Source organism: Paenibacillus lentus, assembly GCF_042714055.1.
GTDB classification, from domain to species: Bacteria; Bacillota; Bacilli; order Paenibacillales; family Paenibacillaceae; genus Fontibacillus; species Fontibacillus lentus_A.
The window spans coordinates 148826-163412 of record NZ_JBHGVC010000007.1 but is presented as its reverse complement, the minus strand read 5'-3'; the positions used below and the strand labels follow the sequence as shown (position 1 = coordinate 163412).

Here is a 14587-nt window from a genome sequence, read left to right as displayed (position 1 = left end):
TGTTGTTTGCTACAACTTTATTCTATGAGTTTCCCCTATGTCGAAACATAGACGATCTTCGCTGAAACTAGTACTTTATGAACCTCGTACCATCTTGCGATATTTTAACGGGGACAAACCATGCTGCCTGCGGAACACTTTGCTGAAATAGCTCTCATCCTGGTAACCGATCATTTCCGAGATTTTCACTACCGGCAGATCGGTATGCTCAAGCAATGACTTGGCCTTCTGCATGCGCAGCTCCGTCTGGTAGGTAATGACGGTCATGTTGTACTTCTCTTTAAACCTCCTCGCGATATGCTGCGGACTAAAGTGAAATCTCTCCGACAGCTCATTCAGGGAGAAGTTCTCATGAAAATGCTGTTCAATATAGTCATGAATAAGTTGAATGCTCCTGCCCTCGTAGCCGTTATTCCCGCATTCCTCAATCAGCCGCCACCACTGCTGAATCCACTTGATTCCCCACTCCTCGATATAGCTGATCCATATGGAAAGGGATAAGACGTTAATGTCCTTGTCCATCTGAAGGCTGGCCCGCTCGATCATATAATTGGCTTCCTTGGTATAACGCTGAAGATCGGCCAGACTAACATTCCCGCACTGCTGAAGCTCAGCCGTAAACCCTTTGATCACCTCTTCGACCCGGAGCTTGTCGCCATTCTCCAGAGCGATGTTCAACTGCAATTCTTTATCGGACAATACGGGTTTATCAAGGCCTGTCCGCTGCCCGGCAATAATCGGGGACTGAATTAGCTCAGCCCTTGCACTCAAGTACTGCTGTTGAACGTTCAGCAAATCGGATACATGCTGACTGACTCCCGTGAACGTCTCGAGCCCGATCGTCGAATTCCATGCCCCCGTCATTTTATCGATATAAAAATTCAATGAGCTCGTCATTTCGCTGCCCGGGGTTTCTCCTGTAACCAATACCCACAGTTCTTCCTCGAAATGGAACAGAAGATGGCTTCCATATCCCGCTAACGATTCTTGAGCTATATTTTTTACAGCGAAGGAGAACAGTCCGGTGTCTCCGTTATAGCGCTGCTTCATCAATCCGGAACCATTCCTCATCAATATGAGGGAAATTCTGATGCAGTTCGGCGATATGCCGAGCTTGCGGCAATAATTCTCCAGTTCGGGCAAGGATGCATCGTCCCCTTTTAACAGCTGGGACATCCTCTGTTCCATTACGACATAATCGGCCTGCTGAACAAGAAAGCCCGTATCCCGTTCAACCCGCATACTGTTCTCACGCTGCTTGCACAAAGCCACGGCCTGGGACAGCGCTTGCTCAAGATCCCGTTTCTTAAATGGCTTCAATATATAATCCACGCCTTTAGCGCGAATCGTAGCCTGGGTATAAGTAAAGTCATCGTATCCGCTAACGACGATAATCTGAATGTCCGGAAAATCACGGCGAATGAGATCCAGCAGTTGAATCCCGTTCATCTCCGGCATGCTCATATCACAAAACACGATTCCCGGCTTATGCCGGCGTATCAGCTCCAATGCCTGGCTGCCATTCTCGGCCTGGAATCGCTCGTCAATATTGAACCGTTCCCAATCTACCGCCAGATCGATTCCTTCCCTGACATGCTCTTCGTCATCGACAATCAATACTCTCATTGCTGTTCCTTCCTTTCTTCTGTCTTGTCCAATACGATGTTTAATGAAATGATCGTCGCCTCATAAGGCACACTGGTCATATCCCACGTAAAATCGGAGCCGTATAGCAGCCGCAGCCGTTGTAGTACGTTAATTAAACCGATCCCGTTTTGACCGTAATGCAGCTTATCTTCTAAATAATCACTGCGGATCGCCTCGATTTTCTCTGCCGGTATTCCCTTCCCGTTGTCGATTACGCGAATCAGCAGAACATGATTTTCAGTTTCCTCGTTTGAGCTTAAATCTATTTCGAGCCGAATGCTTCCGTAACCGCGGCCCTTTTCGATCCCGTGCACGATGCTGTTCTCAATCAAAGGCTGCAGCAGCATCTTCGGCACTTCAATGGAAGCTGCTTCAGGATGACAGGTCATAGAATAGGTTAACTTATTTTTGAACCTCCCCAATTGAATGGACATGTAGTCTTCGATATGCTTGATTTCCATGCTCAGCATGACGACGTCGGTGCGGAAATCCATGCTGTAGCGCAGGATCGATCCCAGCTCGGCGATCTTGTCACTAAGTTCATAAGCCTTCATTTTTAACGCAACCGTGCCAATATACTGCATCGTATTGTACAGAAAGTGCGGGTTGATTTGGGCCTGCAGCATTTTCAATTGTGCCGTAGACAGCTCCAGCCTGTACCGGTATTCCCGATTCATGAACTCATCCAGATTTCTTACCATCGTATAGAACCGATCCTCCAAAATACCGAGCTCGTCTATTCTCTGGCTCTCCTTCTCAATGTCAAAGTTCCCCTGCTCGACGCGCACCATGCTGCGAAGCAATCTTTTAATCGGAAGAATAATGAAATAAGACAAAATGACGGCTAAAATGATGACGAAGATAATCGCAATCAGCAAGATGACAACCGATTGGCTCAACGTTGTGTAAGCAGAGGCATTAATGACCGAATCAGATACATACTTCACCAGGGTAAAGGGCAAATTTTTATTCGCGTTGTTCGAATAGATGAATACCCCTTTTTTACCGTTCATCTCCCCTGCAAATGATCCCTTGCTGCCCGTCATCTTGCTTTGAATAGAACCGACCCCGGTTGTTTGCTCAAGCGAGCTGTACAGGAACTGTTTCTGTTCATTAATCATCAAAAAATAAGCGCTGTCCTGCAGAAGCTGGGTATGAATCAATTTATCGATTTCACTAAGGCTCACATAAATGTTTATCGTCCCGAGAACCGTCGCTCCGGGATAATCCACCAGATTTTTCTGGATCAATAAAATGTTCTTGCCGCCCAAGCTCTTTACACTGTAAACCGTAGCTTCGCCCTCGATCTCATCATAATCGCCGAGCATTTTTTTAATTTCATTGTTGCCCACATCTGAAGAGGTAAAGGTTAGATTTTTGGTCTTGCTGATATACTGAACTCCATGGAATTCAGGGCGGCTGATATACATGGCATTCACTTTATTGTAGATGTACAGCTTCTGAAGGGCAGAGATTTCCGTGGAACGCAGGTATTTCATGAGCTGGGGGTCTACGTAAAAAGAGCCTGTCAGCATATTCAAATCCTCGAAATAGATTTTGAGGTTATTCGAAATAATCTCCATCGCATTCTGGTTTACGTCAATCACCTGCTGCTCCATAGAGCTGGAAATCGTGCGGTAAGCAAACACGCTCGCCAGCAGGAAGGGCAGAATCGCCACGCACAGCATGACGACCAGCAATTTTCTAAATAAGCTTCTTTTCAGCCATTTCATCGTACTCCCCCATATCCTCTAAGTTGTTAATACAAAAGAATCCCCCTTTGCCCTGGCTTTGATTCCGATAATCTGGAATGAATGGGTCAAATGAGGGATCTTATTTTATATGAAAGTGAATGATAATATTTTATCTGCTTGAAGTAAAATTATCAACGAATAAAAATTAGCGCCATAAAAAAACGGCATCCCCAATGTTAGATCGTGTCTAACAAAGGGGATGCAGTGCCGCTGTCTCCTATTCATCTCGACCTGCCAGCTTCAGCAAGGTATGATACAGCACTTCCGTTCCCGCCGCGCAGTCCTCGGGCGAGCTCCATTCCTCGGGATTGTGGCTGATGCCGTCCCGGGAGCGCACGAAGATCATTCCGAGCGGCCATAGAGAGCTGAACTGCATCCCGTCATGGCCGGCACCGCTCACTAAGCGAGGCAGCTCCGGCAGGCCGGTCAGCCTGCCAGCCTGAGCCACAGCCTCCTGCACTGCCGGGGAGCTGGGAGCAGGCGCTACCCTTTGCAGCAGGTCGATTTGCAGCTCGATCCCCAGCTTCTCGCACACCTGCTTGCTGTATGCGTGAATTTTTGCCTCCAGCTGATCCCGCTGCGCTTCATCGATATCCCGCAAATCGAGCGAGAATTGAACCTCGCCGGGAATGACATTTACGCCGCCCGGCAGAGCCCGCAGCTTCCCTACCGTAGCCACCGCGTTCTTGAATTTCTTCGCTTCCAAATAGATATAGCTTAAAATTTCCGCGGCAGCCTGCATGGGATCTCTCCGCAGGTGCATCGGAGTTGACCCGGCATGGCCTGCCTGGCCACGTAGCGCAAACTGCTGCCATAGCGGGCCGGCGATGCCGGTGACCAGGCCTACCGGCTCACCCAGATTCTCCAATACCCGCCCCTGCTCAATATGCAGCTCTACGTAAGCCTTGACCTCGTGGGACGGCTTGGTTGCCTCGCCGATCCGCTCCGGCTCTATTCCCGCTGCCCGCATCGCTTCGGCAATCGAAGTGGCCTGTTCATCCCGCTGCTCCAAATCCTTTCGCTGCAAGGTTCCGGCTACGGCCCGGCTGCCGATCATCCCGAATCCGAACCTGGAGCCCTCTTCATCCGTAAAAGCGATGACTTCAATCGGGTGAACGTTTCGTATATTCCCTGCTCATTCATTCGCTGCAGCGCTTCGATCGCCGAGAGCACACCGAGCGCCCCATCGAACATTCCGCCATCGGGAACCGTATCGATATGAGATCCCGTCAGAACTGCGGAAGCCGAGAGGTTCGCCCCTTCCCGTCGGCCAATGATATTCCCGGCAGCATCCTCACGGACAGCTAGCCCGGCTTCCTTCATATAAGCGGTAACCAAATTCTTGGCACGGGATTCATCGCGGGTAAACGAATAGCGGGTAACTCCCCCGCTAGCCTGCTTCCCGATTTCCCCCAGCTCCATCAACCTTGCCCACAGGCGATCCTTATTGATCTCCATTCTCCTCACCTCCAGGCTCCTTCTCCGATGATCTCATCTGGAACCTAAAATGGCAATTGCCGTCTTTGAGCAAGTATTTATCGTGTACGACTTCAAAGTTGGGATTATAGCCCCTGGCAATTGCCGGATCGATCATTTCGCAATAAAGTATCCCGTACTCTTCCATGCCATCTTTTTTCCACTGATCCCCGAACGCGCATCTCGTGAAGTTCTGCTCGATTTCAACCGGGTGGTATTCTGTCTCGTATTCAAACAGGTCGCTGCGCCCCATATCGTAGTTCGGCAAATAGCTGTGAATATCATTCAGCTGTCCGGCAGCAGCAGCACGGCGGGCAATGTCCCGGCCCCGTTCTTCTCCAAAGGTACGAACTCCCTCGCGAATCGCGTCCTTTCCTTCTTCTCCGAAGCGATCCACTACCGCTTTCGAGAGATGGGCAAACAATTTCGCCATGATCGTATAAGGAGTTACGGGCTCCAAACTTTCGTCATGATTCAGCTTTTGCTGGGAATCCTCTTGTATTTTGTCCTGTTTATCTTGGCTCATCACCAGACGCCTCCTCTATTAATCTATCTGTACTGACCACTGACTGAACTTCAACATTTGCCCATTACAGCCAAGTTGCAGTCGATGCAATATTATCTAACTATATAGGTTGAACTATTGAAATGAATGTAAATCAAGTACGTCCTTTAGTTCATCTTATATAAGCTGTCTGTCGTACACTAAATGGAATTCATGATTTAATTACGCTCTATACGAATGTTTCAGGGGATTAGATGGATTTTATGCACCTAAAACCAAGAATTCTACCCAGAACTGGCCATTTCCTCTCCTCTAACGACATGAATTCCATTTAATTTTACGTTCCCTTCTTTGCCGTAGAAACTAACTACTATAAATCCATCTATAAAAAATTTGAACTCTGTCTATTTTTGCTGCTACCCGATTCCTAAATAAACGGATTTGACCACGTCGTTATTCCTCAGCTCCGCCGCTTCGCCTTCTACGACAATGCTGCCTGTCTCCATCACATACCCGCGATGGGCTGTGGCCAGCGCCATTTTAGCATTCTGCTCCACCAGCAGGATGGATACGCCTTCCTCATTCACCTTGCGGATCGCCGTGAAAATTTCCCTCACGATCAGCGGAGCTAGCCCCATCGATGGCTCATCGAGCAGCAGCAGCTTCGGCCTGGCCATTAAAGCACGGGCGATCGCCAGCATTTGCTGTTCCCCGCCGCTCATCGTCCCGGCCAGCTGCTTCCTGCGCTCCTTCAACCGCGGGAACAACTCGAACATGCTCTGGATGTCAGCAGCAATCCCAGCTTTGTCCTTCCGGACATAGGCGCCCAGCTTCAAATTTTCGAGCACCGTCAAGTCTGGAAACACACCTCGGCCCTCAGGAACCTGAGAAATGCCCCTCTCTACGATCTGATGCGCCTCCAGCTTCGCAATCTCTTTTCCTTCAAATCGGATTTGTCCTTGAATATTCTTATTCAGACCGGAAATGCTGCGCAGCGCCGAGGTTTTTCCCGAGCCGTTCGTTCCGATGAGCGCCACGATCTCCCCTCGCCGAATTTGGAGCTGCATCTGTTTCACGGCCGAAATCACGCCATAATTCACGCTTAAATCTTCAATTTCCAAAATAAATGGGCTATCGCTTGTCAAAATTCCTCGACCTCCCCGCCCAAATAAGCCTGAATGACGTCAGGGTTATTCTGAATCTGCTCCGCGCTGCCTTCGGCGATCTTCTCCCCATAATTCAGGACAACGATGCGATCGGAAATGTCCATGATCATCCCGATGTCATGCTCGATCAAAATGATCTCGATGTGAAACTCCTTGGAGAGCTGCCGTATTTTTTTGACGAGCTCAGCTTTTTCGGCCGCATTCATTCCTGCCGCCGGTTCATCCAGCAGCAGAATTTCGCAGCCCGTAGCCAGCGCCCTGGCAATCTCCAGCAGTCGCTGCTCTCCGTAAGGCAGGCTTCCGGCCAGGACGTCCAGCTTGTGCGCGAGCCCCACTACCTCCAGCTTCCGGGTGCATTCCTCAACGATTTCCGCACGGCGTCTAGCCGTGGAGCCACGGGCAAATATCGATTGCAGCAAGCCCTCGCCGTGACACTCCGCATGCGCCACAAGCACATTTTCCAGCACCGTCATATTTTTCAACAATCTTGTATTTTGAAAGGTACGGGCAATGCCCAGACTTACCCGCTTGAAGGGCTTCAGCTTATTAATCACCCGGTTCTTATATACGATTTTGCCGGAGGTCGGCTGATAAATGCCTGTCAGCAGGTTAAAAAGTGTGGTCTTCCCCGCTCCATTCGGCCCGATAATCGATAAAATCTCGCCCCGGCGCACCGTCATGTCGACGTTGTTCAAGGCAACCAGCCCGCCAAATCTAACCGATACCTTCTCCAGCTCCAATACCTTCTCCATCACTTGCCCTCACTTTTCCGCACCATGCCGTAGAAATTATATTTACGGTGCTTCTCTCCCCAGAATCCGGTTGGCTTGAAGATCATCATGAGAACAATGGCGAGTCCCAGCAGCATCATTCTGTAATCGCTCATATATCTCAGCAGCTCGGGAGCCAGCACGAGAATGACCGCCCCGAGCATCGAGCCCGGCAGACTGGCGGAACCCCCCAGAATGACCATCGCCAAAATATTGACCGAATCCAGATAGCGGAAGGCATCCGGACTGACAAAGGAAATGTAGGAGGCCCAGAACGCCCCGGCGATCCCGGCAAAGAATCCCCCGACGGTAAACGCGAGCAGCTTGTATTTATTCGGACGAATCCCGATCGATTGCGCCAGCGTCTCATCCTCGCGGATGGTCAGCAAACTGAGGCCGACACCGGAATGAACCATCCGATGAATGACCAAACACGTCAGCAGCACAAGCGCTAAAATCAAATAGTAAAACTCCGTTTTACCGCTGAAGGTGAAGCCAAACAGCGTAGGAGCAGGAATTCCCGGAAGCCCCATAGGGCCGCGCGTCACATCCACCCAATTCACGAAAATCAAACGTACGATTTCTCCGAAACCAAGCGTAACGATCCCCAGATAATCTCCCCGCAGGCGAATGACCGGAGTTCCCAACAAAAAGCCGAAAAATCCTGCAATAATAGCGGCAGCAGGGAGCGCGATCCAGAACGAAATATGAAAATGTATCATGAGCAGGGCCGCAGAATAAGCGCCGATGCCATAAAAGGCAGCATGTCCAAGCGCAAACTGCCCAGCATATCCGATAATAACGTTAAGGCTCATTGATAGGATGGAGAAAATCCCGATCATGATCACGATATGCATCCAGTAATCGTTGACCTGCTGCAGAACCAGGGGCAAAGCGACCAGCAATGCAGCCACTGCCCATACGGCCGTTGTTTTCCTTAACCTCAAGCTCATCACCTACACCTTGTTGATATCTTTTTTGCCGAGTATGCCGGAAGGACGGATCAGCAGCACGATAATGAGGATCGCGAACGAAATGACGCTCTTGTACGCGTGGAAATATAGGCACCGCCCAGCGTCTCCACCAGCCCGAGCAGCACACCGCCCAGCATTGCTCCAGGGATGCTGCCGATGCCGCCAAGCACCGCCGCCGTAAAAGCGTTGATCCCCGCCATATATCCCATCGTCGGATACACCGCGTTATAGTAAATGCCGACCATGATACCCGCACAGGCTGCAAGCGCAGAGCCGATCCCGAAGGCCAGGCTGATCATGCGGTTCGTATTGATGCCCATCAGCGCCGCATTGGTCAGGCTTATAGAAGTCGCGCGCATCGCCGTGCCGGTCTTTGTCTTCGTGACGAAGAGGTGTAAGCCAAGCATTAAAATAAATGACAGAATCAGTATTAAAATTTGTATTTCGGAAAATGTAATATTGCCCAGGGAATAAGTGCGGCTGCCGAACGTCGTCGGAAAAGGACGCATTTCCGTTCCCCATAATTTTTGGGCCAAGCTGATCAGTAACGTAGACACCCCTAACGCACTGATCAAAGGAACGATTCGATCCGCCATTCGCAGCGGCCGATAGGCCAAGCGCTCGATCATAATTCCAATCCCGGAGGTCACCACGGCCGACAGCAGAAAAGACAAATATAACGGCAGTTCCAGCTCTTTCATAAAAAAAAGCCCCAGGAAGCTGCCCATCATAAAAATATCGCCGTGCGCGAAATTCACGATTTTCAGTATGCCATAGACCATCGTATATCCCAGTGCAATCAGGGCGTAAATCATTCCGATCGTCAAGCCGTTAGTCAATTGTTGAAGGAGCATAATAACATCCTTTCAAAGCCAGGGAGCAGGAATAAAGCTCAATCCTGCTCCGGAATACTTTAGAATGGTGGTTGCGACAAACGATCATCGACCGTAAAGGTTTTGCTGATTATTTAAAAAGTTCGAACTTTCCGCCTTGAATTGTCAATTTCGAAGGAATCGTCTCTACGTCGCCGTTCTCATCAAAGCTCAGCACCCCAGTCGCTCCCTTGTAATCCTTCAAGGTTTCCAGGTAAGTCTTGATGCTCTCCCGGTCTGCGCCCTTTTCCTTGATCGCCTTGATGACAACCGAAGCAGCCACATAGGAGTAAGCTGCGTACGTATCCGGCTTGCTGCTGTATGCTGCCTCATAATCCGCGGCAAACTTCGCTGCTTCCTCATTGTCTCCGTCCGGATAGAAGAATCCAATCAGCTTAAAGCCTTCCACGGACTCACCGCCCAGCTCAAGCAGAGCTTCGGAATAAAGGCTGTCTACGCCGATAAAGTCTACGCTCAAGTTCAGCTTCTTCGCCTGCTGGGAGATCAGAGCCGCCTCATTGTAGAAGCCGCCAATAAAGATGGCCTCCGGCTGCTTGTCCTTAATCTTCGTCAGAATCGTGCTGAAATCTTTGTCGCCTGGGTTATAGGCTTCTGCAGCCACAACCTCGATATTGTTGTCTGGAGCTGATTTTTGATAAACATCCAGCAAACCAAGGCAGAAATCCGATTGCTCATAAATCAATGCGACCTTGCTGTAGCCGAGTTCTTTAGACCAATCTGCCAAGTAGTCGGCCTGGAACGCATCCGTCGTAATTACGCGAAAAGTGTATTCTCCTGCATCCGTTACGCCAGGCGCGCTGGAAGACGGTGAAATTTCGACGATTTTGTTTTTGTTGTACACAGGTGCCGTTGCCAGCGTAGCCGAGCTGTTGAAGTGGCCAACCACAGCCAAAATATTCTTGTCCGAAACAAATTTATTGGCTACGTTGACAGCTTCATTGGAATCCCCCTTATCGTCCTGAACGACGATCTCCACCTGCTTGCCGTCGATTCCGCCTGCCTCGTTGATTTGAGCTGCCGCCAGCTCGGCGCCATTCTTGAAGGCCTGTCCATACTGGGCCTGCGTACCGGAAATCGGTGCGGCAAGACCAATTCGAATTGTATCGCTCTTAACCTGCGATCCGTCATTTGCGGCGCATCCGCCCAACAGACCGACAAGCAATCCCGTCAAAATAACTACCAAAAAAGACCTCTTCATGTTGATCCCCCTTAGTTATTAAAATTAATCCTATAAGTTAAGTATGGATTATATTATGGGGGTTTTGTTTGGAAAAGCAAGAATTATTTTATATCGTCGAATCAGTTTTGATAATATCAAATCATTTGTAAAATTCAGTAATTAACAGCTTCACTGCAAGGGGAAACAAGAGTTCCTCATTACCAGCGAATGCTTGCTTCCTAATCCGTTCAATAGAAAAAGGAACCTATTCCCACCCAATGGGTGAAGAATAAGTCCCTTTAATGTTTCGCTATCCTTTGCATGAAGCATGAAGCCTTAAGCCTAAGCTAAGCTAAGTTAAGCTGAGTTAAGTCACGTTACACGCCTAACCAGCTTTTGAACATATGCTTCGTCGTAGCCTTGTTCATCTCGGCGATGGATGTCGTGAGCGGGATGCCTTTCGGGCAAGCGCGTACGCAGTTCTGCGAGTTGCCGCAGCCCTCGATTCCGCCGTCTCCCATCAGCGCATCCAGGCGCTCTTCTGCATTCATTTCGCCCGTTGGATGCGCATTGAACAGTCTCACCTGCGAGATCGCTGCCGGGCCGATGAAATCGGTCTTCTCATTCACGTTCGGGCATGCCTCCAAGCATACGCCGCACGTCATGCATTTGGACAGCTCATACGCCCATTGACGCTTCTTCTCCGCCATGCGCGGGCCTGGACCCAAATCATACGTGCCGTCAATCGGAATCCACGCTTTGACGCGCTTCAACGCATTGAACATACGGCTGCGGTCAATGACCAAATCCCGAACGACCGGGAACGTCTTCATCGGCTCCAGCCGAATTGGCTGCTCCAAATTGTCGATCAATGCAGCGCAAGCCTGACGCGGCTTGCCGTTAATCACCATCGAACAGGCACCGCATACTTCCTCCAGACAGTTGGAATCCCAACATACCGGCGCCGTATCCTTACCGTTCATATTTACCGGATTACGCTGAATTTCCATCAGGGCACTGATGACGTTCATGCCAGGACGATAATTCAGCTCGAACTCTTCCGTATAGGGAGCCGATTCCGGCTTGTCTTGGCGCGTAATAATAAACTTTACCTTCTTGGCCGCTGTTTCCGCAATTGCCATGACATTCCCCTCCTATTTTTCCTTCGAATAGTCGCGAATCCGCGGTGGAATCAACGAAACATCCACTTCCTCATACGAGATCTGCGGTCCGTCCGGCGTCCATGTCGCCTTCGTCGTCTTCAAGAATTCCTCATCGTTGCGATCCGGGAAGTCCGGCTTGTAGTGAGCCCCGCGGCTCTCGTTACGAAGCAGGGCGCCCAGCGTCATCGCTTCGGCCAGCTCCAGCATATTCCACAGCTGACGGGTAAATGCCGCACCGGAGTTGTTCCAGCGGGACGTATCGTTAATGTTAATGTTTTGGTAACGCTGCTTCAGCTCTTTAATTTTGCCGATCGTGGCTTCGAGCTTATCATTGTGACGCACAACCGTCATATTATCGGTCATCCACTCGCCAAGCTCCTTATGGATGACATAAGCATTCTCCGTACCGTTCATCGCCAGCAGGCCTTCGAACTTATTCTCTTGGGCCTTGCGGTTTCTCTCGAATACAGCAGAACTGATATCTTCAGCCGATGTCTTCAGCCCGCGAATATACTCTACCGCCTTCGGCCCAGCGACCATACCGCCGTAAATCGCCGAGACCAGCGAGTTGGCTCCAAGCCGGTTCGCTCCATGATATTGATACTCGCATTCGCCAGCAGCGAACAATCCCGGGATATTGGTCATTTGGTTGTAATCGACCCACATGCCGCCCATGGAGTAGTGGACTGCCGGGAATATTTTCATCGGAATTTTACGAGGGTCATCCCCCATAAACTTCTCATAGATCTCAATGATTCCGCCTAGCTTAATATCAAGCTCCTTCGGATCCTTGTGAGACAAGTCGAGATATACCATGTTCTCGCCGTTAATGCCCAGCTTCTGCTCTACACAGACGTTAAATATTTCCCGGGTAGCAATATCACGAGGCACCAGATTGCCGTACGCCGGATATTTCTCCTCAAGGAAGTACCAAGGCTTGCCTTCTTTATAAGTCCAGATCCGTCCGCCCTCGCCGCGAGCAGATTCCGACATCAGGCGCAGCTTGTCATCGCCCGGAATCGCCGTCGGGTGAATTTGGATGAACTCGCCGTTCGCGTAATGGACGCCTTGCTGGTACACAGCACTTGCCGCAGTACCTGTATTAATGACCGAGTTCGTCGTCTTTCCAAAAATAATACCCGGGCCGCCTGTCGCCAGAATAACCGCATCGGATGCAAAGGTAACGATTTCCATCGAGCGAAGATCCTGCCCCACAATACCGCGGCATACGCCTTCGTCATCTAGAACTGCAGACATGAATTCCCAGTTCTCGTACTTCGTAACCAATCCCGCTGCTTCATAGCGCCGAACCTGCTCATCGAGCGCATACAGCAGCTGCTGGCCCGTCGTTGCCCCGGCAAACGCCGTACGGTGGTGCTTCGTACCGCCGAAACGGCGGAAATCAAGCAAGCCTTCCGGCGTACGGTTAAACATAACACCCATCCGATCCATCAAGTGGATGATGCCTGGAGCCGCTTCGCACATCGCTTTAACCGGCGGCTGATTCGCAAGGAAGTCCCCGCCGTATACCGTATCATCAAAATGCTCCCAAGGAGAGTCGCCTTCGCCCTTCGTGTTGACGGCTCCGTTAATGCCGCCCTGCGCACAGACGGAGTGAGAACGCTTGACCGGAACCAGCGAGAACAAATGCACCTGGATCCCGGCCTCCGCCGCTTTGATCGTAGCCATAAGCCCGGCAAGGCCGCCGCCTACGACAATAATGCTTTGTTTAGCCATATATGTTTCAACTCCTAAAAGTTTTGTACAGCGTTACTGCATCGGAATGCTTCGACAAAACTTGCTTCGAAAGCATTCACTTAGTTTTGTACAACGTTACTGCATCGAAATGCTTCGAACAAAACTTGCTCCGGAAGCATTCACTTAAGTTTTGTACAGCGTTACTGCATCGAAATGCTTCGAACAAAACTTGCTCCGGAAGCATTCACTTAAGTTTTGTACAGCGTTACTGCATGGAATGCTTCGACAAAACTTGCTTCGAAAGCATTCACTTAGTTTTGTACAGCGTTACTGCATCGGAATACTTCGGACAAAACTTGCTTCGAAAGCATTCACTTAGTTTTGTACAGCGTTACCGCCTCCAACATCGTCTTTTAATTAAGCTCCGATTAGCCTACGAACGCCTTCAGCGTCTGCAGCAATGCCGTTCCTTCTGCTGCAAATTCAGCGCTGCGGAATGCAAACAGCGACCAAACGAACATCACAGATACGATCACGAACAATCCCATGAAAATGTTCGAGGAAACGCGCTGCGCACGCGGACCGACCGTAATTCCCCAGCTTACGAAGAAAGACCACATGCCGTTGGCAAAGTGGAACGAAGCCGCAATGACGCTGATAAAATAAAGAGCGAAGAAGATCGGCTGCGTAACGATGCCGTGCATAACCGAGCCCATCTCCTCGTGCGTCACATTCCCCAGCGCGAGCTGTACCCGGGTCTCCCAAACATGCCAGATCACAAACGCAAAAACGATTACACCGCTAATCCGTTGGAGCAAATAACGCAGGTTCCGCTCATTGCGGAATCTTCCATTGTTCGGCTTCGCCTGAAATGCGATATACATACCGTATACGCCATGGTACAGCAACGGCAGCCAAATTAATAAAGCCTCCAAAACAATTAAAAGTGGCAAACTATTCAAAAATGCAATAGCATCAGCGAATCCCTGCCTTCCGCCTTCAACGGCTGAAAAGTTCGTAATCATGTGTTCCAGAATAAAAAATCCGAGCGGAATGACACCCAAGAGCGAGTGCAGCTTTCTGGAATAAAACCCTTTCATAAGTGCGTGTTCCCCTTTCTCGTTTCCATCGTTCCCTGTTTAATGACACCATTCAACACCGGCCGCCAAAAATGTATATGATAAATCCCACATCAAAACGGCCCATAGTCCATGTGATTAAAATAACATGTGAACATCTTGTGTCACTTTCAATGTTACTCCTTTTTATCTTATAATGGAATTGCAATATACTTATTAATAGTTATAACATTTATGCATAACAACAATACAAGCTTCCATATCCATTACGAAAATTCTATTTCTATTTCAGAAATTATTTTA

General features: G+C 49.7%; 10 protein-coding genes and 2 pseudogenes. All 12 read right to left on the bottom strand.

Going from position 1 to position 14587, the window contains the following annotated elements; all coding sequences use genetic code 11:
- Window positions 1–75: 75 nt before the first annotated feature.
- A complete protein-coding gene (locus ACE3MQ_RS17455) occupies window positions 76–1626 on the bottom strand; it encodes a response regulator (protein ID WP_379394912.1) in 1551 nt (516 codons plus the stop codon).
- Window positions 1623–3380 (bottom strand): sensor histidine kinase, encoded by a 1758-nt coding sequence (locus tag ACE3MQ_RS17450; RefSeq protein WP_379394910.1) that lies wholly within the window; start codon window positions 3378–3380, stop codon window positions 1623–1625. The genes ACE3MQ_RS17455 and ACE3MQ_RS17450 overlap by 4 nt, the downstream gene beginning before the upstream one ends.
- A 238-nt stretch (window positions 3381–3618) precedes the next feature.
- Window positions 3619–4859: pseudogene (locus ACE3MQ_RS17445) on the bottom strand (hydantoinase/carbamoylase family amidase).
- Window positions 4846–5403 (bottom strand): L-2-amino-thiazoline-4-carboxylic acid hydrolase, encoded by a 558-nt coding sequence (locus tag ACE3MQ_RS17440; protein WP_379394908.1) that lies wholly within the window; start codon window positions 5401–5403, stop codon window positions 4846–4848. Before ACE3MQ_RS17440 ends, ACE3MQ_RS17445 begins: the two are co-directional and overlap by 14 nt.
- Before the next feature lie 395 nt (window positions 5404–5798).
- Window positions 5799–6506, bottom strand: coding sequence for an ABC transporter ATP-binding protein (locus ACE3MQ_RS17435; RefSeq protein WP_463140295.1), 708 nt, complete (start codon window positions 6504–6506; stop codon window positions 5799–5801).
- Window positions 6507–6523: 17 nt separating this feature from the next.
- Window positions 6524–7300, bottom strand: coding sequence for an ABC transporter ATP-binding protein (locus ACE3MQ_RS17430; protein ID WP_379394904.1), 777 nt, complete (start codon window positions 7298–7300; stop codon window positions 6524–6526).
- Window positions 7300–8271: a branched-chain amino acid ABC transporter permease gene (locus ACE3MQ_RS17425; protein WP_379394902.1), complete on the bottom strand. Its 972-nt coding sequence runs from the start codon at window positions 8269–8271 to the stop codon at window positions 7300–7302. Before ACE3MQ_RS17425 ends, ACE3MQ_RS17430 begins: the two co-directional genes overlap by 1 nt.
- A gap of 3 nt (window positions 8272–8274) precedes the next feature.
- Window positions 8275–9146, bottom strand: a pseudogene (locus ACE3MQ_RS17420) (branched-chain amino acid ABC transporter permease).
- Between the two features lie 109 nt (window positions 9147–9255).
- A complete protein-coding gene (locus ACE3MQ_RS17415; protein WP_379394900.1) occupies window positions 9256–10383 on the bottom strand; it encodes an ABC transporter substrate-binding protein in 1128 nt (375 codons plus the stop codon).
- Window positions 10384–10721: 338 nt separating this feature from the next.
- A complete protein-coding gene (gene sdhB / locus ACE3MQ_RS17410) occupies window positions 10722–11486 on the bottom strand; it encodes a succinate dehydrogenase iron-sulfur subunit (protein WP_379394898.1) in 765 nt (254 codons plus the stop codon).
- 12 nt (window positions 11487–11498) lie between these two features.
- Window positions 11499–13244: a succinate dehydrogenase flavoprotein subunit gene (gene sdhA / locus ACE3MQ_RS17405; RefSeq protein ID WP_379394896.1), complete on the bottom strand. Its 1746-nt coding sequence runs from the start codon at window positions 13242–13244 to the stop codon at window positions 11499–11501.
- A 389-nt stretch (window positions 13245–13633) separates the two neighbouring features.
- Window positions 13634–14305: a succinate dehydrogenase cytochrome b558 subunit gene (locus ACE3MQ_RS17400; protein ID WP_379394894.1), complete on the bottom strand. Its 672-nt coding sequence runs from the start codon at window positions 14303–14305 to the stop codon at window positions 13634–13636.
- Window positions 14306–14587: the final 282 nt, after the last annotated feature.

Coding starts and splice junctions, on each gene's coding strand:
- ACE3MQ_RS17455 (WP_379394912.1), bottom strand. CDS start 1,626: ATGAGAGTATTGATTGTCGATGACGAAGAGCATGTCAGGGAAGGAATC.
- ACE3MQ_RS17450 (WP_379394910.1), bottom strand. CDS start 3,380: ATGAAATGGCTGAAAAGAAGCTTATTTAGAAAATTGCTGGTCGTCATG.
- ACE3MQ_RS17440 (WP_379394908.1), bottom strand. CDS start 5,403: ATGAGCCAAGATAAACAGGACAAAATACAAGAGGATTCCCAGCAAAAG.
- ACE3MQ_RS17430 (WP_379394904.1), bottom strand. CDS start 7,300: ATGGAGAAGGTATTGGAGCTGGAGAAGGTATCGGTTAGATTTGGCGGG.
- ACE3MQ_RS17425 (WP_379394902.1), bottom strand. CDS start 8,271: ATGAGCTTGAGGTTAAGGAAAACAACGGCCGTATGGGCAGTGGCTGCA.
- ACE3MQ_RS17415 (WP_379394900.1), bottom strand. CDS start 10,383: ATGAAGAGGTCTTTTTTGGTAGTTATTTTGACGGGATTGCTTGTCGGT.
- sdhB (WP_379394898.1), bottom strand. CDS start 11,486: ATGGCAATTGCGGAAACAGCGGCCAAGAAGGTAAAGTTTATTATTACG.
- sdhA (WP_379394896.1), bottom strand. CDS start 13,244: ATGGCTAAACAAAGCATTATTGTCGTAGGCGGCGGCCTTGCCGGGCTT.
- ACE3MQ_RS17400 (WP_379394894.1), bottom strand. CDS start 14,305: ATGAAAGGGTTTTATTCCAGAAAGCTGCACTCGCTCTTGGGTGTCATT.